We start from the raw sequence: 22710 nt of genomic DNA on the forward strand, positions 1-22710 counted from the left end.
ACCGCCTGCTTCAATGCCCTGCCCACCATTGCCTCCCTTGTTGATCAGAACAGGTCCCGACGCGGATTGGCTTGCTCCCAGACGGCTCTAGCCGTCTTGATCAATTGGTCATCGACCGAGCCGCCGGCAGGGATTTTCGATTTGAGTTCCGAGCGCAGTTGCTTGAGGGCCGCAGCTTTTGGCTTTGCGCCAAACTGCGCCAGCGTCGACCGAGCGCTCGGCAGTTCGTCGCGAAGATCGAGTCCTGCCGCGAACGCCAGATAGCGGACGGCGACCGCCTGATCGGATTTTTCGCCTTTCTGCATTTCGATAGCCGCGCGATCATATGCCGCCGAGTAGTCCCCACGGTCCGTCGCCAGTTCGAACAGCCTCTGCGCCTCGGCAGGATTCCGGTCCACACCATCACCGTCCCGGTACATACGCGCGAGGCTACCGGGTGCGTAAGGTTGGCCAAGATCCATCGCCATATTGAAAAGCGCCTGGGCCTGTTTGGTATCCTTCTCGACGCCGCGTCCGCTAAGATAATTGCGGCCGAGAATGTTCATCGAATACATGTCCTGGCGCTCGACGCCCGCCTTGAGGAAGGCTACGGCGCGAGCCGGGTCGGCGGGCACGCCATTGCGGCCTTCGGTGAAGATCGCGGCGAGATCGTTCATGGCATAGGTGTGGCCCATGGCTGCTGCCTTCAGCAGCAAGTCCAAGCCCTTGCCGGTATCGCGCTCAACGCCGAGACCGTTGAAAAGAGCACGGCCCCAGGCCGTCATGCCATAGGGATCACCCTTGTCGGACGCCTTGGCATAGAAGCCATTGGCTTTCTTGGGATCCACGGCCGTCCCTATGCCGGACGAGGCGATATAGCCAAGCTCGAACACCGCGCGGACATGTCCCTTGTCGGCGGCCTCCTCGATCGCCTTCTTCGCCTCGTCGACCTTGCCGGCGGCGAGGAGAGCGCGCCCGAGCTCGTAATGGAAGCGCGCGACATCGGGATAAGCCTTCACCGCCGCCTGGCAGGCCTCCACGGCTCCGGCGCCGATCTCGTTCGGCAACAGGCCGGGGACGACGCCCTGCAGGTCCAAAGGTTCGCCGGCCCGCGTGTCGCAAGGATCGACGCTCGGCGACAGCTTCATCGTCGCCGGCTTTGACGGTGTGTTGTCGGCTATGATGTCGAAGCCGACGATCAACGGTTTTGCGGCGCCTATCTGCGGTTCGTAGCGCAGTTTATCGACTTCATCGGCCATCAGGCTCGATTGCGGCGACAAGGTGCGATCCGGCAGGGACAGCGTTCCGGTTGCCGGATAGCTCGCGAGCTTCAGGCTGACGCCGGGATCCTTGGTCGGGACATCCAGTTTCAGGGGCACAGGGCCGACGCCGACAGGTATCTTGACGTCGCGGTTGTCGATCGCTTCGGCGGCGCCGGCGATGTGGATGCCCCGCTCCACGACCTCCTGCTTCTGCTCGGACTCCAGCGAGGCCACAAGCTGCTTGCCCGCGGCGCCATCGCCATTCTTGACCCGGAACACCAGGATGCCCTGCGATCCGCCGCCCCATTCGTCATGCGTCGCATAGGCCAGCATATCGACCTGATCCTCGGCGTCGGCGCCCTTCGGCACATCCATCTGAAGCCGCGGCAGATCCTTGCCCTCTATCGGCTCGCCCGTTGCGACCGGCTTGCCGTCCAGGATCAGGCGCCCCAGGGCCGGCGGCCTTTCGATGCTGATGCTGACGGCGCCGCCGTCGACATCGACCGGCACCGGCAGGTCGAGCGCGACCGGTCCGACGCCGGACGGCACGGTCTTCTCCAGCACCGGCGGCAAAGCCGGCCGATTGGCGCGGCGCATCAGCACCACCTCGTCGATCAGCGAGGAGTTCTCCCAAGGAACCTGCGCGCCCTTGGTGGCTTCGACCACATCGCGGCGCACGGCCGCCATCACCGAGCGTATCTCCTGGTTCGGCGCCAGGGCGCGGCGGGAGAAGGCGGATGAAAACGGACTGAGGTCGCCGGAGCCGTCATAGGCGACCGCGCCGGGCTCGGTGGCGAAGGCTATCAGCGTGTTCAGCGAACTTTTCACCTGCGCAAGGCCGGTGCCGCCGGCCGCGATCAACTGATCGCGCAGCCAGTAATCCTTGCGCGGGAACGGGTTGTTGCGGCAGGCATCGAGGATGATCACCTGGATCTTCGATTTGGCGCGCAGTTGCTGCAGGACATCGTCGAGCTTGACCGCCTGGACCTCGATGTCGGCCGCAGCCTTGAGCGACGCATCGACCGGGATCAGGAAATTCTCGCCGCCAATCTGAAAGCCGTGTCCCGAATAGTAGACGACCGCAAGATCGGCGCCGTCCGCCGCCGCGAGATAATTGCGGAATTCCTTCTCGAACTGGAGCTTGGTCAGATCCTTGGCGACGAACACATCGAAGCCGGCCAGCCGGAACGTGTTCGACACGTCCTCCGCATCCTTGTCGGGATTCTTGAGGGCCGGGATTTCGCGGTATTCGGAATTGCCGATGACAAGCGCAACCCTTCGATCGGCATGCGCCTGCACCGTCGTGAGGCCCACGAGGATCAAGGCTGCAATCAGCGCGCAGCGTCGCAGCATGGCAAAATCCTTAACCGCTATGACCTGTCGGCCACAAGAACGCAGCTTGCGACGCGGAGGTCTGTTAAAGAGTTCACAATCCGCCCAGGCAGGATGGAACCCTTGCACTAACGACAGGATGCATGCGTATCGTCCAATCCGCCTGAGATTACCGCAGGCGCTTCGGCACCGCAACGACAGAACGGATTCGCAACAACGAACCGTATCGCGATCATCGACGTGCTCCCAGCCCGACCATTGCCTCCGCGCCGCACTGCGCGTTTATTAAAAGCGCCGAAAGCAGCAACCCGAGAACCAGATGCTGATAGAGACGAAGCTCCAGCCGCCTCATTTGCGCGACGCCCTGGTCCGGAGGCCGCGGCTGCTGCGCACGCTGGACGCCGCGACGGCGGGTAAGCTGACGGTGGTGACGTCGCCTGCCGGTTTCGGCAAATCGACCCTGCTCTCGCAATGGGCGGCCGGCATATCCGGCGGCATCGCCCAGGTCGCCTGGCTGTCGATCGACCGGCTGGACAATGATCTCGCCCGCTTCCTCAAATATCTTGCCGCCGCCTTCCACCGCGTCGACCCCGATATTGCCGGCAACGCGGAATCGCTGATCGACTCCAGCCCGGTGACGCCGGTCGATTCCATCCTCACCGCCATCATCAACCAATTGTCGCGCCGCGCCGCGCCGATCTACCTCGTTCTCGACGACGCCCATCTGATCGTCTCCGGCGAGATCGCCGCCTGCATCAACATGCTGGTCGCCTATGCGCCGCCGGCCTTGCGCATCGTGCTCGCGACCCGAGGCGAACTGCCGCTCGAGCTCGCCCATATGAAGATGAAGGGACATGTCGTCAGCCTCGGCGACAGCGACCTGCGCTTTTCGCTCGAGGAGACCGAGGACTATCTTGCCAATGTCTGCGGCCTCGACCTCGCCGTCTCGGCCGTGGTGGCGCTCCACCACAAGACCGAAGGCTGGCCGGCCGGCCTGCAGCTGGCCGCATTGGCGCTGGCGCATGAGGGCTCACGAGAAGCCTTCATTGCCGAATTTTCCGGCAGCCAGCGCGACGTGGCGATGTTCCTGACCCACGACGTGCTCGCCCGGCAGGCGCCCGAAATCCAGGATTTCCTGCTCAGGACCTCGATCCTCGACCGCTTCTGCCTGGGCCTCGTCGAGGCGGTCTGTCCCGGACGGGACTGCGCCGCGGCACTGGCGACCATCGAGCACTCGAACCTTTTCCTGATCGCGCTCGATTCCACGGGACAATGGTTCCGCTATCACCACCTGTTCTCCGAATTCCTGCGCGACAGGCTGGATGCCTGGGCGCCGGAGGCACGCAGGGACCTGCATCGCGCCGCCGCTGCCTGGCTGGCGGCCCGGGGCCATATCTCCGACGCGGTCGACCACGCGCTTGCCAGCGGCGATGCCGACCATGCGGCGCGCCTGGTCGAGGAATGCGCCATGCCGCTCACCATGCAGGGCCACATCCCCAAGCTGACCGAGTGGCTGAACCAGCTTCCCCCGGACCTCATCGCCGCCCGCCCTCGCCTGCTGCTTGCACGTGTCTGGGCGCAGTTCCATATGAGCCGGCCGCGCCAGGCGGTGCGTATCCTCAAACAGGCCAAAATCCTGGTCGGGCAGCTTTCCGAGCGCGGCGAGATCGACCGCGCGACCACCCGCTCGCTCAAGGCCGAATTGCAGACGCTGACGGCCGGCGTCATCAGCGCCACCGACCGCTCCCGCACCGCGATCCGCGTCGCCTCGCGCTGGCTGGCGGACTTTCCCGAAGACGAGCCTTTCGCACGCGGCACGCTCGCCAATATCTGCGCCTTCAGCCACTATTCGCTCGGCGAGCTGGACGCCGCGCGGCTGCGCAGCCTCGCGGCGCGCGACCATCATGCGGCCGCCAATTCCGTCTTCGGCATCGTTTATTGCGACCTGTTGCTGGGGCTGGTCGAGATTTCCGCCGGCAACCTCGCCGAGGCCCACCAACTGCTCGACCGCGCCTGCCGGCTCGCCCGCGAGCGCCTCGGGTCCGGTTCCTACACGGAAGCGATGACGGCGATCTTTCATGTCGAGCTCGCCTATGAATGGAACGACCTGCAGGGTGCCGAGCGCATCCTGCACCAGCACCGGCAGGTCATCGAGGAATGTGGGCTCGTCGTGCACGAGATGGCGTGCAAGCTGCATCTGGCGCGGCTCTCCGCCGCGCATGGGCGGCATGACGAGGCCATCGTCTTCCTTGAACGCGCCGAACGGCTGGGCATCGAAAAGCGCTACCGCCGGCTGACGGCCGCCGCGCTGAACGAGCGGGTGCGGCTGCTGTTGTCGCGCGGCGACGTCCGCGCCGCGCGGCTGGCGCTGCGCTCGCGCGGCATCGAGCCTTCGGCCGAAAGCCGGCCCGCGCCAATCCATCCGCTCGACGAATACGCCCATATCGGCGCCGCGCGCGTGCTGATCGCCGAGGGCCACCCGGCGAAGGCCATCGCCGTGCTCGACCGTATTGCCGAACGCATGCGGCGCGATGGCCGCCTGCGCGGCTTCATGCAGGTGCGGGCACTTGTCGCGATCGCCGCGCACAGCGCGGGCGAAACGCTGCTGGCGCTGGCGGCGGCGGTCGACGTCGTCACCCTGGCGCTGCCACAGAACGCATTGCGCTCGCTGATCGATGAGGGCTTGCCGATGCGCGAGGTGCTCGAATTCGCCCGGGCACGAATTCCAGCCTGGTCGCGCAATTCCAGCACTGCCACCTTTGTCGACACGCTTCTGCGCGAACTGGGCAAGACCGCGCCCGAACGCGCGCGCCCGATTGCAATCGCCGGCAGGAAGCAGATGCTGAGCAGCAAGGAAACCGATGTCGCCGCCCTGCTTCTGCGCGCCTACACAAACCGCCAGTTGGCCGAGACGCTGTCCATGGCGCCCGACACCGTGAAATGGCACCTGAAGAACATATTCGGCAAGCTCGGCGTCTCAAGCCGGACGGAAGCCGTCCTCAAGCTGAAGGAAATCGGGCTCGACGCCGCCACGGAGCGGCAATTGGCGGGATAGAGCGGGTCACCGTTTCACGGAAACGGTGAACCGCTCTATCCCTTTAATTTTACGCAATTCCGTACGGAAAACCGTCCACACTTTTCCTGGAATTGCTCTAACCACCCGAAAGGGTGGGCTCAAAAAGACCACCCATTACCCGAAGGTGTCGGGACAGCGCTCATGTAGCGGGCCATCATCCGGTCGAAATACGCTGGGTGGGAGCCGCATGACGACGGGTTTCGTTTTCCACGAACTTTATCTTTGGCACAACACCTGGAACTGGAACCAGGTCTTTCCGCCGAGCCTGACGGTTCAGCCCGGCACCCATGCCGAAAATCCCGAGACCAAGCGGCGTCTGCGCAACCTGTTGGAAGTGAGCGGCATCCTCGATCATCTGGTCGCCATCAAGCCGCGGCGCGCCACTGTCGAGGAACTGTCGCGGGTCCACACGCAGGCGCATATCGCCAGGATCAGGGAGATCAGCGACCGTGGTTATGGCGACGCCAGCTCGCTGACGCCGCTCGGCGCCGGCAGCTATGAAATCGCACTCCTGGCAGCCGGCGGCGCCATCAAGGCGATGGAGGCCGTCATCACGGGCCAGGTGGACAACGCCTATGCGCTGATCCGTCCGCCGGGCCATCACGCCACCGCCGATGTCGGCATGGGCTTCTGCCTGTTCTCGAATGCGGCGATCGCCATCCGCCATGCGCAGCAGCTGCACGGCCTCACCCGCATCGCCACCGTCGACTGGGACGTGCATCACGGCAACGGCACGCAGGCGATCTTCTACGACGATCCGAGCGTGCTTTCGATCTCGCTGCATCAGGACAATCTGTTCCCGGCCAATTCCGGTGCGATCGGCGAAAATGGCGAGGGCAAGGGCAAGGGCTTCAACATCAACGTGCCGCTGCCCCCGGGGTCTGGTCCCGGCGCTTACGCCGCGGCGTTCGAGCGCGTGGTGATCCCGGCGCTGACGCGCTTCAAGCCGGAGCTGATCGTGGTGCCCTCGGGCTTCGACGCTTCCGGCGTCGATCCGATGGGGCGCATGCTGATGAATTCCAGCGGCTACCGCAGGCTGGCGCGCATGTTGCTCGACGCGGCGCGCGAGCTGTGCGGCGGGCGCCTGGTGATGACGCATGAGGGCGGCTACTCCGAAATGTACGTGCCCTACTGCGGTCTGGCCGTGATCGAGGAGCTTTGCGGGCACCGCACGGGCGTCGAGGACCCGTGGGATCAACTGATGGGACAATGGGGTGGAATGTCGGCGCAGCCGCATCAGACGGCGATCATCGACCATGCGGCCGAACTGGTCAAAAACATAAACTGACAAAAACCTATAAGGGGAATCGAGATGAAGCGCAGTTCGAAACTCACCACGCCGAATGTGATTGCCGGCTCTCGCCGCAACTTCCTGATCAAGGGCGGACTTGCCACCGCCGCGACGCTGACCGGCATGCCGGCCATGCTGCTTGCGATGAACAACGAGGCGCGCGCCGAAGGCGACCCGATCCCGGTCGGCCAGTGCGGGCCGACCACCGACTTCGCCGCGCCCGACGGGATCGAGTTCAAGAACGGCCTGACGCTCGCCTGCGAGGAGATCAACGCGCTGGGCGGCATCCTCGGCCGGCCGCTCGAACCGTCCTTCGAGGACACCGCGCAGATGGGCGACGCCACCAACGTGCAGGCGGCGCAGCGCCTCGTCGACCGGCATGGCGTGCACGCCATCCTCAACGGCTACAATATCGGCTCCGGCGCCGCGATCCAAGAGGTCGCCGCCGACAACGGCATCATCTACGTCCACTACGACACCACGATCGGCCACAACAATCTGGTGAAGTCCAACCCGGACCGCTACTGGGGCTCGTTCCAGGGCGACCCCGCCGAGTATTGGTACGGTCCCGGCTTCCTGAAGTTCCTGCAGGGACTGGAGGAGAACGGCGAGTGGAAGCGCAAGAACAACAAGATGGCGGTGATCCTGTCGGCCGGCGTCTATGCCTCCAACATCGCCAACGCCGTCAAGGAACAGGCCAAGAGCTATGGTTGGGACATAAGCCTGTTCGAGACCGTCAGCGTGCCCGCTTCGGAATGGGGACCGACGCTGGCCAAGATCCGCCAGGATCCGCCAGCGGTGATCTGCATCACCCACTTCCTGCCTGCCGATCTCGGGCAGTTCGCGCTGCAGTTCGCCTCCAACCCGACGCCGAGTCTGGTCTATATGCAATATGGCCCGTCGATCCCGGCCTTCCGCGATATCGCCAAGCAGGCGGCCAACGGCATCATCTACGCGACCGTCGTCGGCGCACTGCAGGACGAGATCGGCACCGCCTTCGAGAAGCGCTACAAGGAAAAGTTCGGCCCGAACGCAGGCCACAATTCCGGCGCGCAGCCCTATGACGGCGCCTATGTCTGGGCGACTGCCGCGGCGCTTGCCGGCGGCACGGGCGAACCCGGCAACAACGACCAGAACCGCAAGGTTGCGGCTCGGATGAGCGCGATGATATGGCGCGGCGTCACCGGCACGACCCGTTTCATGCCGCTCGAAAACGCCGCCTACACCTATCCGACCCAGGTCAACGATTCATCGCTCGGCATGCCGCATCAATTCCTGCAGATCCAGGACTACACCAAGGGTCCCGGCTTGATCGCGCCGGCGCCTTACGGCACGGCCAAGTTCATGATGCCGCCATGGATCAAGGCCTAGCCGGATGACGGAAGACGCCGCCGCGACGCCATTGCTGTCGTGCAGGCATGTCGGCAAGTCCTTCGGCGCGCTGGCGGCGGTCCGCGATCTGTCCTTCGATGTCGGGGCTGGAGAAATCCTCGGCATCGGCGGACCGAACGGCGCTGGCAAGACGACGCTGTTCGAGGTGATATCGGGGCTGAACCCGGCCACCACCGGCGCGATCGTGCTCGACAGCCAGGACATCACCGGGCATGCGCCCGAGCAGATCTGCCATGCCGGCGTTGCCCGAACCTTCCAACTCAATGCCGGCTTCGACAGCATGACCGCGCGCGAGAACGTGCTGGTCGGCGCCTATTTCGGCCGAAGCAACCGGGCCGTGCCGACGCTGCGCGCCGGCCGCGCGGCGCATGAGGCCGCCGATGCCGCGCTTGAAATGCTGGGCATCGCCGACCGCGCCGACAAGGTCACCGGCAAGCTGCCGGTGCTTGACCGCAAGCTCTTGATGATGGCGAGCGCCATGGCGACGAAGCCGAAACTGCTGCTGATGGACGAGCCCGTCGGTGGCCTGACCGCACGCGAGGTCGACCGTGTGATGGACGCAGTGCGCGCCGTCAAGGCGGCGGGCGTCACCATCATCCTCATCGAGCATGTGATGCGCTTCCTGGTACGCCTCTCCGACCGCATCATGATCATGCATCACGGCGAAAAGATTTTCGAAGGCCTGCCGACAAAGCTTCTCGACGACCGCACCGTCGTCGACGTCTATCTCGGCCAGGGCGCCTCCGAGCGGCTGCGCTCCTTCATGGAATCCACGCATGGCTGAGGCGGCGCTCGAGATCGTCGACGCCAGCGCCGGCTATGCCGGCCGCATCGTGCTCGACGCCATCAAATTGTCGGCAAGGAAGGGCGAGCTCACCGCCATTGTCGGCCCCAACGGCCATGGCAAGAGCACCCTGCTCAAGGCGATTTCCGGACTGGTGCCGGTGACGTCGGGCGAGATCCGCCTCGATGGCCTGCGCATCGACCGCCTGCGCCCCGATCAGATCGTCGAACGCGGCGTCATCCAGGTTCCGCAGGGCGACCTGCTCTTTCCGGCGATGACCGTGCACGAGAACCTGCTGATGGGCGCCTACGCCAACAGCGGCGGACTGGCCGAGCGGCTCGACTTGGTCTTTGCGCTGCTGCCCAAGCTGAAGGAGCGTCGCAACCAGACCGCCGGCACGCTTTCAGGCGGCGAGCGGCGCATGTGCGGCATCGGCCGCGGCCTGATGGCGGGCGGCGAGGTGCTGATGCTTGACGAGCCCTCGCTGGGACTGGCTCCGATCGTCATCGAGCAGATCTACGAGGTCATCTTCAACCTAAGACGCGAGGGCCGCACCATTCTTCTGGTCGAGGAGAACGCCGAGCGGATCGCCGAGCATGCCGACATGATCCACCTGCTCGACAATGGCCGCATCGCCTGGTCGGGCCTGGGCGCGGAACTGATGGCGCGCCCGGAAATCGTCGAAACCTATCTTGGAGTGTGAGCGATGGACGTCCTGATCCAGATCGTCGCTTCCGGCCTGACGCTCGGCGCCATGTACGCGGTCGCCACCATCGGCCTGTCGCTGGTCTACGGCTCGCTCAACATGCTCAACATGGCGCACGGTGCCATCCTGACGCTCGGCGGCTATGTCTGCTACGCGGCCATCGTCCATGCCGGCCTGCATCCGGTGCTCGCGCTTCTTGCCGCAGCATTCGTCTGCGCGCTGGTCGGGCTGCTGATCTATTTCAGCGCGGCGCTGCCGTTGCTCAGGGCCGAGAATTTCGAGACCAACATCTTCATCGCCACGATCGGCATCGGCAGCGTCATCGAGAACCTGATGCTGAAGGGTTTTGGACCCTATCCGATCCCGCAGCCGCTCGCGGTTGGCGGCCAGGTCGTCATCGGCAATGTGCACATACCGCTGCAGAACGTCTTCATCCTCGGCGTCGCCATCGTGCTGATGGTGGCGGTGGCAATCCTCCTGCAGCGCACCAGCGCCGGCCGCGCCATCCGCGCCACCTCGATGAACCGCGAAGCGGCGCAGCTTATGGGCGTCAGGGTCGGCCGGGTCTATGCGCAGGTGCTGGCGCTCTCCGGCGCGCTCGCCGCCGTTTCCGGCATCTTGATCAGCTCGATCGCCACACTGACGCCGGTGATGGGCGGCGACCCGATGCTGAAAGCCTTCATCGTCTGCGTGGTCGCGGGGTTGGGCAATGTCTACGGCGCCGTGATCGCGGCGATCGCGCTTGGGCTGCTCGAGGCCGCCACCCAATATGTGCTCGGCGTGCGCTGGAGCTTCGCCACCTTGCTGCTTCTCGTCATCCTCGTGCTCATCTGGCGGCCCTACGGCCTGTTCGGCAAACAGCAGGTGGTGCGCCTATGACATCGATCCGCCGCGACATCCTGATCGGTATTATCTGCCTGGCTTTCGCCATCGCGCTGCCGCTCGCCATGCCCGGGCGCTACGTCATCACCCAGTCGACGCTGTTCTTCATCTGGGCGATCGTCGTGGTGCAGTGGAACCTCGTGCTCGGCATAGGCGGCATCTTCTCGCTGGCGCAGATGGCGCTGTTCGCCACCGGCGCCTACGCCACGGCGATGCTGGGCTTTTACTGGAAGGTGCCCATGCTTGCCGCCATCCCGATGGCGGGTGTCATTACCGTCGCGATGGGCCTGCTGATCGGCCTGGCCTGCCTGCGCCTGCGCGGCCCCTACGTGGCGCTGCTGACGCTGGCGATCGCGCAGGTCATGTATGTGCTCATCGTCAATGACACCGACTGCTTCACCACCGTCGGCGGCTGCATGCCGCTGTTCGGCGGCGTGCGCGGCATCGGCCAGTTCGGCGATATCGGCCTGCGCGCGCTGTTCCCGTCGAAATGGTACATCGCCCACTATTATGTCGGGCTGGCGCTGCTGGCGGTCGCGGTGACGATTTCGATCGTCGTCATCCGGGGACCGCTCGGCCTGGCCTTCCGGGCCTTACGCGACAATCCGGGCTACGCCATGTCGCGCGGCATCAGCCGTTTCAAATACCAGCTGTGGATCTTCGCGGTCTCCGCCTTCTTCACCGGCATCGCCGGCGGCTTCTACGCCATCCATTTCCGCGTCGTCGGCCCAACGGTCTTTTCCTTCTCGACGCTGCTGTTCCTGATCGCGATGATCGTCATCGGCGGCCTCGGCTCGATATGGGGCCCCCTGCTCGGCGCCGCCGTGCTGATGCTGGCCGACGAAGGCATGCGGGAGTTGTCCGACTACCGCAACATCGGCCTTGGGCTGCTGCTGGCGGTCTTCGTCATCGCATGGCCGAACGGGCTGAACGGCTGGCTGCAGCGAAGCCGAACCAGCCGCAATTGACGACGGTTTTCATCGCCGCCATCGGCATTCGCGACGGCAAATGCGCGCGATCCCGACGATGACGCCCGGTCTGGACCGGGCATCCTCTGTCACGCTCACCCGCCTGGGCGGCATTTATTTCTCGGCGTAAGTCGGCTTGCCGTCCTCGCCCTTCTTCCATTCGTAGATGACATAGTCGGGGCGCGTGATATCGCCCTTGTCGTCATAGCCGATGTCGCCGATCGCCGTCTTCCAGGGGCCGCCTGCCTTGATGGTCACGGCGACCTTCTGCGCGTCGTCGGCCGAGCCCGCCTTGTCGATCGCGGCGGCGACGATCTGGACCGCCGCGTAGGAGTAGAGCGTGTAGGCTTCCGGCTCGAAACCCGAGGCACGGAACTTTTCGACGATGTCCTTTGCCGCGGGGTTTTTCCGCGGGTCCGGCGAGAAGGTGTTCAAGGTGCCGATAACCGAATCACCGGCGATCGAGGCAAGCTCGTTCGAGACCATTCCATCGCCCGAGAACAGCGTCGCCTTCAGACCCTGATCCGCCGACTGGCGCATGATCAGGCCGGCCTCGGTGTGGAGACCGCCGAAATAGATCAGCGTGACGCCGGCCGCCTTCATCTTGGCGATGAGCGCGGAGAAATCCTTGTCGCCGACATTGATGCCTTCATACATCACCTCGGTGATGCCGTCGGCGTTCAGATCCTTCTTGGCGACATCGACGAGACCCTGGCCATAGGGCGTCTTGTCGTGGACGATGGCGATCTTGGCGTCCTTGAAATTCGCGGCGATATAGTCGCCCGCGACCTTGCCCTGCTGGTCGTCGCGACCGCAGGTGCGGAAGGTGTTCCAAAGGCCGCGCTCGGTATATTGCGGATTGGTCGATGCCGGCGATACCTCGAGCACGCCGTTTTCGGCATAGACTTCCGAGGCGGGGATCGACACGCCCGAGTTGAAGTGGCCGACCACATATTTCACGCCGTCCGCGACGAATTTGTTGGCGACCGAAATGCCCTGCTTCGGATCGGAGACATCGTCGCCGATCTCGATCTTGATTTTCTGGCCGAGCACGCCGCCGGCCGCGTTGATGTCGGCGGCCGCTTGTTCGGCGCCTTTCTGGAACTGCGCGCCGAAAGCCGCGTTCGGACCGGTGATCGGCCCGGCGACGCCGATGACGATGTCCGCCCAGGCGTTGCCCGCGAAGGCGACAGGCGCGGCCACTGCTACCGCCGACAAAAGATATTTTTTCATATGAGGCTCCCATTTTCGTGGTGGGCACTGGTTGCAGCTTCGATGCGATGCCCACGTCCGACGCATCGAGCTGACTTGAATTGGGCGGGCCGGTTTTTGCCGTTGGGCAAGGTCAGGCCCAGGCGAGCGGGTCAGGACATGAGGCCGGAGCAGGCCCCGTCACCAGAGATGTCTTGCCTTCAATCCGCACCCAAAATGCCCCGTCTTCAGGGCATATTGGCTGCAAGCGAAGTGGCATACGATGACCGTAAGACCCAGATTTTGTGATCGATTTTGCAATGTTTCGGGAATGCGTCGCTCGCCTGCTAATTCGCGGACGCATTGTCGCGCGGATCGGCGTCGGACGAGGCCTCGCGGCGGAACAAGGCCGGGCTCTTGCCGGTCCACTTGTGGAACGCGCGGTGGAATGCGCTCGGCTCGGAAAAGCCGATGTCGGCGGCGAGATCGGCGACGCTGCGGCTGCCGTTGAGCAGGGCCTCCATCGCCAGGGCCCTGCGCATCTCGTCCTTGATCGAGCGATAGTTCTGGCCCTCGGACTGAAGCCTGCGACGCAAGGTCGGCGCCTGCATGCGCATGCCGGCGGCAAGCCGCTCGAAGCTCGGCCACGCCGCCGGCGCAGTGGCGTGCAAGCGTCCGCGTATGGCCGCCGAGAGCCCCTCGTCATGGCGGTAGCGCACCAGAATGTTGGCTGGCGCCCTGCGCAGGAATTCGCGCAGCGCGCAGGCGTCGCGGATGACCGGCAGCTTCAGGAATTCGGCGTCGAAGACGAGGCGGCTTTCGGGCTGGTCGAAGCGCACCGGCGCGCCGAAGAACAGCCGGTAGTCGCTCCCCGTCGGCGGGATGCCGCATTTGAAATCCACCCAGCGAATCGGGAGACGCCGCCCCACCAACCAGCAGTTCACGCCGTGGACGATGATCCAGAAGGTGCGATAGGCGAAGGCCGAGCGCAGCGGTCCGGAATCGCTCAGTCTGATTTCGGCGAGGCCGTTGCCGACGGTCAGCTCGCCATGCGGATCGTCGAGCACGGCGCGCAGGAAGCGCAGGCCCCTGCGCAAGGCATGCTCGAGCGTCTCGGTGGTGAGCAGCGCCTGGCAAAGCAACGCGAAACTGCCGGCCCGCATCGGCCGGGCGCCTTCGCCGAAGAACTCGTCATCCATCTCCTGCGCGACGGCGTGCCAGAGCGCGCCATATTGTTCGGCCGAGATCGGCTCGGAAATCACCGGCGGCAGACCGACGCGAGCCAGCAGAGGCTCCACCTCGACGTTGTGGCGGCGAAGGCATTCGAGCGTGTCGTCCATGAAACAGGGGGCGATCATCCGGCGCTGCATCGCGTAGGGCTCCGTCCTCCTTCTGCCTGCGTTCGACTTGGCTAGCGCTCGCCCCGATCGAATGTGGCGGCGCCGACACCCTGCTGGCGCAGCGCGGTCCTGGCGATCTTTTCCGTCGGCGTTCGCGGAAGCGGCGTGTCGGTGATCTCGATGTAACGCGGCACCATGTGGCGCGGCGCCATTGCCCTGAAATGCGCCAGCAGTTCGGCCGCCCCCAGCGTGGAGCCAGGCCGCCGCTGGGCCACGACCATGATGTCTTCCTCGGTGAACTCCGACGGGATCCCGAACGCGGCGCTTTCGACGATGTCGGGGTGCTTTTCGGCGACGGTCTCGACCTCGTAGGCGGAGATGTTCTCGCCGCGCCGCCTGATCGCCTCGTTCAGCCGGTGCTTGAAATAGAGCCAGCCATCCTCGTCCAGGCAACCGGCGTCGCCGGAGTGATACCAGAGGTTCCGGAGCGTCTGCACCGTCTTGGCGTCCGCGCGGTAATAGCCGGAAAACATGCTCCAGTTCTTGCGCGGGCGCGATACGATCTCGCCGACGGACCCATGCGGCAGGGGCCGGTCCCTGTCATCGACGATCGCAACCTCCCAATCGGGGTGCGGGCGGCCGCAGGAACCCGCTTTCGTATCCCCCACCGTGTCGAGGGTGACGAAACCTGTCTCCGTCTGCCCATAGCCGGTGACGAGCCGCATGCCGAAGCGCCGCTCGAACGCTTCCTTGTCCGGCACCATGGGAATGCACTGGCATATGCGCACCGGATTGGCGCCGTCGCCATCGGACGGCGGCTGGCGCGACAGGATGACCGCCATGGCGCCAAGCAGGTTCGTCGCCGAGGCGCCGCTTTCGCGCACCTGGTCCCAGAACCGCGACGCGCTGAAACCGTCGACCAATGTCGTGCGGGTGCCGTAGATCAACGGCAGGTAGACGCCGAACATCTGGGCATCGGTGTGGAACAGCGGCAATGCCGAGAAATAGCTGTCGGCGGCCGTGTAGCCGAGATTGAGCGCCATCGCCGCCGCCCAGGAATAGCAGTGATGGTGGGACATCAATGCGCCCTTGGCCGGACCGGTGGTGCCCGAGGTGTAGAGGATCGCCATCGGGTCGGAGTAATGGATGTCGGCGAGGTCGAAATCCGGCTGCCCGGCCATGCATTCCTCGAAGCCGACGATGCGGCCGATCCGGATGCCGGCCGCCCGGGCTTCGCTCGGATCGACGCCGACCAGGATGAGGGTGCGCAGGTCCGGCAGGCGGTCCTGGACCCTGGCGAGCTCGTCAAGCGCGTTGGCGTCGGCGACCAGGACTTCGGCGCCGCAATTGTTCAGATTGTGGCAAAGCAGGTTGCCCTTCAGGCCCGGATTGCTGGGCACCTCGATGGCGCCCAGGCTCGACACCGCGAACCACATCGCGACCAGCTCGAAACAATTGGGCAACAGCATCGCCACACGATCGGACTTGCCGATGCCAAGGGCGCGAAGACCTCGCGCTAGCCGCCCTGAAGCGACCTGCATCTCCTCGAAGCCGGCGGAGCGTCCGCAAATGTCGATGAACGGGCTGTCGCCCAGGCGCTCGGCCTGCATGCGCAGGATTTTCGGCAGCACCCGGTTCTCCAGATCGTCGTCATGCTGGCCGGGGATGTAGAAAGAAGGGGCGCGTTCAAGCATGGTCATGGATCAAAAATTCTTTGCCCGCGCCTGCGCATCCGGGGAGAGGAAACCGCTCACGGTGGCCCTGGTCTCGAGCGCCATCGCATCGGCAAGGGAAGAGTGGAAGCCGTTGTTGATGGCATGCTTGATGTCCGCCACCGCGCTTTCCGGACGCTCCGCTATCGCCAAAGCGAGTTTTCTCGCCTCGTCCAGCAATTGCGCCTCGGGAAAGAGTTTCCAGGCGATGCCTACCTCGAGCGCTTTCCTGGCATCGTGCTTCTCGCCCAGGATCATCAGTTCCTTGGCGACCTGCGGCCCGGTCTGCTTGGTCAACAGGGCGGTGACGCCACCGGTGACGAACAGCCCGTAGCTGACTTCGGGAAAGAACCAGCGCGCATTGTCGGCGAACAGCGTGAAGTCGCAATTCACCGCCCATTCGAGCGCACCGCCGACGCACCAGCCATGCACCGCGGCAATGACGATCTTGCGCGACTGCATGATCTGCAGGGTGATGTTCTGGATGGCGTCCACCCAGGCCTGTGTCGTCGCCTCGGAGGTGGTCTGGGAGTCGAGATCCTTGAGGTCGTCGCCGGAGCAGAAGGCGCGCCCTTCGCCGTGCACAATGACGGCACGGATCGACGGGTCCGCATCGGCGCGCGCCAGCGCCTCGGACAGGTCGTCGACGAGCTGCCTGTTCATGGCGTTGAGCCGCTCGGGACGGTTGAGCTTGACCCAGGCGATTGCGCCGTCGTGCCTGGAAATGACTGCGCCCATCTTGGCATCGCCCATCTTGGCGTCCTCCTCAAACGATCATCGGTTCGGCGTAAGCGCCCCAGACCTCGCGCAGCGCGGCGCAGATCTCGCCAAGCGTCGCCTTCGCCTTCACGGCCTCGATGGTCTTCGGCAGAAGATTGACGTCGTCGGATCTCGCCTGCTCGGCGAGTTCCTTCAGCAGTTGCTGGACACGGGCGTTGTCACGGTCCGCCCGCACCGCGTGGAGGCGGTCGATCTGCAGCTGCGTGCACTCTTCGTCATAAGGATGGATGTGCACTTCGGCCGATCGGCTGGTCTCGTCGACGTACCGGTTGACGCCGACCGAGATCTTTTCGCCGGCATCGATCTTCTGGAACGTGGCGTAAGCCGAGTCCGCGAGCTTCTGCTGGAACCAGCCTTCCTCGACCAGTTTCACGGCGCCGCCGCGCTCGTCGACTTCGTCCAGCAGCTTCCAGATTTCCGTCTCCATGTCGCGGGTGAGGCGCTCGATGAAATAGGAGCCGCCGAGAGGATCGATCACGGAGGTCACGTTGATCTCGTCGCGGATGATCTGCTGGGTGCGGATGGCCAGCTTCATGGCCTCTTCGGTCGGGATGGCGAAGGCCTCGTCGAGGCCGTTGGTGTGCATGCTCTGGCAGCCGCCCAGCACGGCGCCGAGCGCCTGGATGGCCGTGCGCATGAGATTGTTATGGTGCTCGACCTTGGTCAGGCTCATCGCCGCGGTCTGCACATGCACCCGCAGCCGCATGGACTCCGGCTTCCTGGCCTTGAAGCGTTGCGCCATGATCTTGGCGTAGACCCGCCTTGCCGCCCTGAACTTGCAGATCTGCTCGAAGAAGTCCTGGTGGCTGATGAAGAAGAAGGACAACCGGGGCGCGAAGTCGTCGATGTCCATGCCGGCGCCGGTGACCTCCTCGCAATAGGCGATGGTGAAGGCCATGATGAAGGCGATCTCCTGCAGCGCGTTGCCGCCGACATCCGAGAGGTGATAGCCGCTGAGGCTGATCGGATTGATCTTCGGCGTCGCCCTGGCGCTGTACATGATCAAGTCGCGCAGCAGCCTCACCGCGGGACGCACCGGATAGATCCACTCCTTCTGCGCCACATACTCCTTCAGCGGGTCCGCCTGCAGCGTGCCCGCCAGCTTGTGGAGGTCATAGCCGCGCCGTTCAGCGACGGCGACATACATGGCGTAGACCACCCAGGCCGACGGATTGATGGTGAGCGAGACCGAGATCTTTTCGAGGTCTATTCCGTCGAACAGCCGGTCGACATCATCGACGGTGTCGATGGCGACGCCGACGCGCCCGACTTCGCCGAAGGCCCTCGGATCGTCCGAGTCCAGGCCGAGCAGCGTCGGCAGGTCGAAATCGGTGGAGAGCCCGGTCTGACCGGTCTGGATCATGTATTTGTAGCGCTGGTTGGTGGCCTCGGGATTGCCGAAGCCGGCGACCTGCCGGATGGTCCAAGGCCGGCCGCGATACATTGTCGGATAGGCTCCGCGGGTGAAGGGATAGGCGCCGGGAAAACCCAACTCGTCGGCGGGAATGTCGGCGATGTCGGCGGCTGTGTAGACGCGCTTCAGCGGAATGCCGCATTCGGTCTCGTAGGCCGGCTTTTCCTCGGGCCTGCTGCCGAGCGCGGCGGCGAGTTCCTTTTCCTCCCACGCGGCCTGCTTTTCGCGGATGTCCTCGATCGCGGTTTGCGAGAACAGGTTCATGTCGCTTGCGCCTCGTTCGTCCAGCCGAGCAGAAGGCGGGCCGCGCCGCCGGGGTCCATGTCCCTGTTCACGACGGCCTGGATGTGCTCTCCGACCTCGCCGGCCCGCTCATCGAACTTGCGCTGGAAAAGATGTTTGGCCGCGCCGAGGATCCGCGTCCGGCAAATGCCCCGCTGCCGCTCGGCCAGTTCGCCGCTTTCGCGCAGATGCGACCCGTGCCTGGAAATAGCGTCCTTCAGCTCGCCGATCCGCTCGCCCGAGTCCGCGCTGACCGGAAGCACGGGCGGCGTCCATTTCGATCCCGCCCTTTCCGAACCAAGGGTCATCATGCCGCGCAGGGCCGAAACGGTCGCCGCCGCCTCCGGCTTGTCGGCCTTGCTGACGACATGGATATCCGCGATTTCGAGAATGCCGGCCTTGATCGCCTGTATGTCGTCGCCAAGGCCAGGCGCCGAAAGAACGACGATGCTGTGCGCCGCCGTCACGACTTCCACCTCGTCCTGGCCGACGCCGACGGTCTCGATGATGATGGGCGAGTAGCCGGCGGCATCGAGAACATCGACCGCCTGCAGCGTCGATCGGGCAAGGCCGCCCAGATGGCCGCGCGTCGCCATGCTGCGGACGAAAGCCTGCGAGGACGAGGCCGCCTCGCTCATGCGCACCCTGTCACCGAGGATCGCGCCGCCGGAGAACGGGCTGCTCGGATCGACGGCGACGACGCCGACCTTGTGCCCCTCCGACGCGAATGCCCGAATGAGAGAAGACACAAGCGTGGACTTGCCGGCTCCCGGAACGCCGGTGATGCCGACGACATGCGCCTTGCCGGTATGTCTGTAGATCTCCGCCAGCGCGGGCGCTGCTTCCGGATAGCCGGCCTCGGCGCGCGTGATCATGCGGGCGATGGCCGCGACGTTGCCCGCGAGGATTTCGGGCACGAGCTCGATCGAGGGCCTGTATGCCGCGCGCCTCATCGGTCTCGATGGCGTGAAGACGGTCATACCCGGCCACGAGCGGCGATCAGGTTCCTGATCGTCGTCACGATCAGCTCGGCGCGCGCCTCCTGCGGCACGATCGCGTCGACGCCGCTGTCCCACAAAGCGGCATAGTCCTGCTCGGGGATGACCCCGCCGGCGACGACGAAGATGTGATCGGCCTTCTGCTCGCGCAGGCAGCGCCCCAATTCACGAAAGAGCGGAACGTGGGAACCGGAAAGGAGGCTGACGCCGATGACGTCCACGTCCTCCTGGACCGCCGCCCCCACGACCTCGTCCGGAGACTTGTAGAGGCCGGTGTAGACGACCTCCATGCCGGCATCGCGCAGGATCCGCGCGACCACCTTGGCGCCCCGGTCGTGCCCGTCCAACCCGAGCTTGGCGACAAGCACGCGGATGGTGCCGGTCATCGCGTCCCGGTCCGGCGCATCGCCCAGCGCCTGTTCGGTCATGTTCGCTTCGTTCATCGGTCGCTGCCCGTCACTCTGCAGCCATGCGGCCGCCGCTCGCGGACAGCACCGCTTCGATGGCGTCGCGGATCGTGCGCAATCCGAGGTCGAGCTCTTCTTCCGAAATCGTCAGCGGCGGGGCAATGCGGAACACGCCGCCCATGCCGGGGAGCTTGACGATGTTCATGCTCAGTCCGCGCTTGAATGCTTCCGCGGCAATTTTCGCGCCGAGCTCGTGATCGGGCTCGCGGCTCTCTCCGTTCTTGACGATCTCGACCCCCAGCATCAGGCCGCGGCCGCGCACGTCGCCGACGCACTCGAAGCGCTGCTTCAGGTCGGACAGGCCGTCGAAAAGCCTTCTTCCGAGATGGCGCGCGCGCTCGACAAGGCGCTCCTCTTCCACGACATCGAGCACGGTCACGCCAACGGCGGCCGGCAGCGGATCGGATACATGGGTGGTGTAGAACAGGAAGCCCCGCTCATGCGCCGCTTCCTCGATCTCGGCCGTCGTCATGACCGCCGCCAGCGGTAGGCCGGCGCCGATGGTCTTCGACAGAGTGAGGATGTCCGGCGTGACGCCGTCGCGCTGGAAGGCGAACATGTCGCCGGTGCGGCCGACGCCGGTCTGCGCTTCGTCGAGGATGAGCAGCATGCCGCGTTCGCGGCATTTCTGCTTCAGCGCCGCGAGATAGCCCTGCGGCAGCTCCAGCATGCCGCCGCTCGACAGGATCGGCTCGGCGATGAAGGCCGCGAGGTTGCCGGTCGACTGGCTGTCGACAAGGGCGAAGGCATCGTCGAGCTCGGTTGCCCAGTCGAGCGAGCCGTCGGCTTTCTTGAAGCGTGGGCGAAAGCTGTTCGGCGGGGGAATCGCGATCGAGCCGACCGCCGCGGGACCGTAGCCCTTGCGCCCGGCGCTATAGGTGGCGGAAGCCGCAACGCCGGTCATGCCGTGCCAGCTTTTGGAGAACGCGACGATCTCGTGCTTGCCGGTCACCAGCTTCGCCATGCGGATGGCCGCCTCGTTCGACTCCGCGCCCGTCGAAAGCAGGAGCGCCCTGTCGAGGCCGGGCGCCAGCGCGGCGAGGCGCTCGGCAAGCTCGACAACCGGGCGGGACAGCATGCCGCTGAAGAGATGCGCGACCGTTTCGACCTGGCGGCGCACCGTCGCGACGATCCTCGGATGCGCATGCCCGAGCAGCGCGCTCATCTGGCCGGAGGTGAAGTCGAGTATGGGCCGGGCATCGGCGTCGTAGACGAACGAGCCTTCGGCCCGCTCGATGATGGCGGGCTCGAAGGCGCCGCCATATCGGATGAGGTGCTTTCGCGCCGCCGACCAGAAGGCATTATCCAGATTTCTTGACATCTCGCAGCCTCGCCAAAACGCAGGCCCGAAGATTAGCGTCTGGCGCTACAGCAGTAAAATTGATAGATATCGGACTCCGATATCAATGGAATTGATATGCCCGCGCCCCTCGATCTCAGATTGCTGTCGACCTTCGTCCGCGCGGCGCATTCGGGAACGCTCAGCGCCACCGCCGTGCAGGTCGGGCGCACGCAATCGGCGGTGACGATGCAGATACAGCGGCTCGAAGACGCGCTCGGCGGCCAGAATCTCTTCCATCGAAGCGGCAGCGGCGTCCGCCTCACCGGCAGCGGCGAGCGCTTCCTTGCCTATGCCGAGCGCATCCTCAAAATCCACGATGAGGCGGTTTCGGCTTTCTCCGGCAAGGGCCTGCAGGGATCGATCATTTTCGGCAGCCCGGAAGACTATTTGAGCGCCTTCTTTCCCACGCTCTTGAGAAGCTTCGGGAGCCTTTATCCGGACATCGAGATCAAGGTCGTGTCGGCGCCGACCGTCGAACTGCACAATCTGCTGCATGCGCGCCAGGTCGATCTGGCGCTCGTCTCCATTCCGGACGCGAGCGCCTCCAGGGAAGTCGTGCGCACGGAAGCGATGGTCTGGGTCGGCAGCAAGCCGACATTGGAGCTGCACGAGTTCGGCGAGACCGTGCCGCTGGCGCTGCCGGCATCGAACGCGATGGACCACAAGGCTGCCTGCGATGCCATGTCCCGCGCCGGACTGCGCTACAAGATATCCTACGCCAGCAACAGCCTCACCGGCCTGATAGCGGTGGCGCGCTCCGGCCTTGCGATAAGCGTGATGACGCAGAGGGCCGTCCCGTCGGATCTCTTCATCCTCAACGCGCCGCTTCCGAGATTGTCCCGGCTCGGCGTTCTGATCGCCTTCGCCGAGACCGCGAGATCGCCGGCCGTCGAGGCGTTTGCCAGTCACATCCGGGGTGTCCTGCCGTCGCTGTAATCGACTTGCCCCCGTCAAAATGGGGCGAGCAATGCTCCAACCATCGATTGGCTCTCCACAGAGGCAACCAATCCCCGCTAGATAGCGGTCGCATCGGACGAGTTATCGGGAGCAAAAATGATCTTACTGACGAGAGCTGTGGTTCAGCCCTGGAATTGCGACATGATGGGCCACATGACGACGCGGTTCTACGTCGCCTTTTTCGATGACGCCATCAACATCCTGCTCGGCCAGGCGACCGGATGGGCGCCGACGACGCCCGAATGGGCCGACAGGGGATGGGCGGACGTCCGGCACGAGATCGACTTCGTCGGCGAGGTGGCGTCCGGGGTCATCGTGGAAATCTTCGGCACGATCCGCACTATCGGCCGCACGTCCATCCAGACGGACTACGAGATGCGCAGGCTGCATGGCGGCGAGCTCGCGGCGAAGCTGGCCGCCAAGACGGTCTTCTTCAACCTTGCGGAGCGGAAATCCACCCCGCTGACGGAGCCTATGGTTGAACGCCTGAAATCCTGGATGCCTACCACTGCTGTGCCTGGTCACAACGGCGCCTGACGCCGGCGGCGGGGCGAC

General features: G+C 64.9%; 18 protein-coding genes. 9 read left to right on the plus strand and 9 right to left on the minus strand.

What is annotated here, in order from left to right; translation table 11 throughout:
* Positions 1-44: 44 nt before the first annotated feature.
* On the minus strand, positions 45-2594 hold the full coding sequence (locus tag FJ414_RS08080; RefSeq protein ID WP_140643205.1) for a caspase family protein: 2550 nt from the start codon (positions 2592-2594) through the stop codon (positions 45-47).
* A 298-nt stretch (positions 2595-2892) separates the two neighbouring features.
* On the opposite strand from FJ414_RS08080, the gene FJ414_RS08085 reads away from it, so the two are divergent.
* From FJ414_RS08085 to FJ414_RS08115, 7 genes are all read left to right on the plus strand, one after another.
* Positions 2893-5628, plus strand: a complete 2736-nt coding sequence (locus FJ414_RS08085; RefSeq protein WP_140643207.1) for a LuxR C-terminal-related transcriptional regulator — start codon at positions 2893-2895, stop codon at positions 5626-5628.
* A 208-nt stretch (positions 5629-5836) separates the two neighbouring features.
* Entirely contained in the window at positions 5837-6937 is a 1101-nt protein-coding gene (locus FJ414_RS08090; protein ID WP_140643209.1) for a class II histone deacetylase, read from the plus strand.
* A 24-nt stretch (positions 6938-6961) separates the two neighbouring features.
* The gene (locus tag FJ414_RS08095) at positions 6962-8311 is read left to right on the plus strand and encodes an ABC transporter substrate-binding protein (RefSeq protein ID WP_246672328.1); all 1350 of its coding nucleotides are present in this window, start codon (positions 6962-6964) and stop codon (positions 8309-8311) included.
* A 4-nt stretch (positions 8312-8315) separates the two neighbouring features.
* Positions 8316-9116, plus strand: coding sequence for an ABC transporter ATP-binding protein (locus tag FJ414_RS08100; RefSeq protein WP_140643211.1), 801 nt, complete (start codon positions 8316-8318; stop codon positions 9114-9116).
* Positions 9109-9819 (plus strand): ABC transporter ATP-binding protein, encoded by a 711-nt coding sequence (locus FJ414_RS08105; RefSeq protein ID WP_140643214.1) that lies wholly within the window; start codon positions 9109-9111, stop codon positions 9817-9819. The genes FJ414_RS08100 and FJ414_RS08105 overlap by 8 nt, the downstream gene beginning before the upstream one ends.
* 3 nt (positions 9820-9822) lie before the next feature.
* The gene (locus tag FJ414_RS08110; RefSeq protein ID WP_140643216.1) at positions 9823-10701 is read left to right on the plus strand and encodes a branched-chain amino acid ABC transporter permease; all 879 of its coding nucleotides are present in this window, start codon (positions 9823-9825) and stop codon (positions 10699-10701) included.
* Complete coding sequence (locus tag FJ414_RS08115) at positions 10698-11672, plus strand: branched-chain amino acid ABC transporter permease (RefSeq protein WP_140643218.1); 975 nt, start codon at positions 10698-10700, stop codon at positions 11670-11672. The genes FJ414_RS08110 and FJ414_RS08115 overlap by 4 nt, the downstream gene beginning before the upstream one ends.
* Positions 11673-11786: 114 nt before the next feature.
* Here the strand turns inward: FJ414_RS08115 and FJ414_RS08120 are convergent, their stop codons facing one another.
* The 8 genes from FJ414_RS08120 to FJ414_RS08155 all read right to left on the minus strand — a co-directional run bounded on the left by FJ414_RS08120 (position 11787) and on the right by FJ414_RS08155 (position 21177).
* A complete protein-coding gene (locus FJ414_RS08120; RefSeq protein WP_140643220.1) occupies positions 11787-12905 on the minus strand; it encodes a branched-chain amino acid ABC transporter substrate-binding protein in 1119 nt (372 codons plus the stop codon).
* 305 nt (positions 12906-13210) lie between these two features.
* Positions 13211-14233 (minus strand): AraC family transcriptional regulator, encoded by a 1023-nt coding sequence (locus FJ414_RS08125; RefSeq protein ID WP_140643222.1) that lies wholly within the window; start codon positions 14231-14233, stop codon positions 13211-13213.
* 41 nt (positions 14234-14274) lie between these two features.
* Entirely contained in the window at positions 14275-15903 is a 1629-nt protein-coding gene (locus FJ414_RS08130; RefSeq protein ID WP_140643224.1) for an AMP-binding protein, read from the minus strand.
* A 3-nt stretch (positions 15904-15906) separates the two neighbouring features.
* Positions 15907-16668: an enoyl-CoA hydratase/isomerase family protein gene (locus FJ414_RS08135; RefSeq protein WP_246672329.1), complete on the minus strand. Its 762-nt coding sequence runs from the start codon at positions 16666-16668 to the stop codon at positions 15907-15909.
* A 13-nt stretch (positions 16669-16681) separates the two neighbouring features.
* On the minus strand, positions 16682-18373 hold the full coding sequence (locus tag FJ414_RS08140; RefSeq protein WP_140643226.1) for a methylmalonyl-CoA mutase family protein: 1692 nt from the start codon (positions 18371-18373) through the stop codon (positions 16682-16684).
* Positions 18370-19344 (minus strand): methylmalonyl Co-A mutase-associated GTPase MeaB, encoded by a 975-nt coding sequence (gene meaB, locus FJ414_RS08145; RefSeq protein WP_246672330.1) that lies wholly within the window; start codon positions 19342-19344, stop codon positions 18370-18372. Before meaB ends, FJ414_RS08140 begins: the two co-directional genes overlap by 4 nt.
* 23 nt (positions 19345-19367) lie before the next feature.
* Positions 19368-19775, minus strand: coding sequence for a cobalamin B12-binding domain-containing protein (locus tag FJ414_RS08150; RefSeq protein ID WP_181166841.1), 408 nt, complete (start codon positions 19773-19775; stop codon positions 19368-19370).
* A 70-nt stretch (positions 19776-19845) separates the two neighbouring features.
* The gene (locus FJ414_RS08155; protein WP_140643230.1) at positions 19846-21177 is read right to left on the minus strand and encodes an aspartate aminotransferase family protein; all 1332 of its coding nucleotides are present in this window, start codon (positions 21175-21177) and stop codon (positions 19846-19848) included.
* 96 nt (positions 21178-21273) lie between these two features.
* Here FJ414_RS08155 and FJ414_RS08160 point away from each other — a divergent pair, with 96 nt between their 5' ends.
* Positions 21274-22134 (plus strand): LysR family transcriptional regulator, encoded by an 861-nt coding sequence (locus tag FJ414_RS08160; protein WP_140643232.1) that lies wholly within the window; start codon positions 21274-21276, stop codon positions 22132-22134.
* Between the two features lie 117 nt (positions 22135-22251).
* Positions 22252-22692, plus strand: coding sequence for a thioesterase family protein (locus FJ414_RS08165; RefSeq protein WP_140643234.1), 441 nt, complete (start codon positions 22252-22254; stop codon positions 22690-22692).
* Positions 22693-22710 lie beyond the last annotated feature (18 nt).

The sequence above is a fragment of the Mesorhizobium sp. B3-1-6 genome (assembly GCF_006439555.1).
GTDB lineage: Bacteria > Pseudomonadota > Alphaproteobacteria > Rhizobiales > Rhizobiaceae > Mesorhizobium.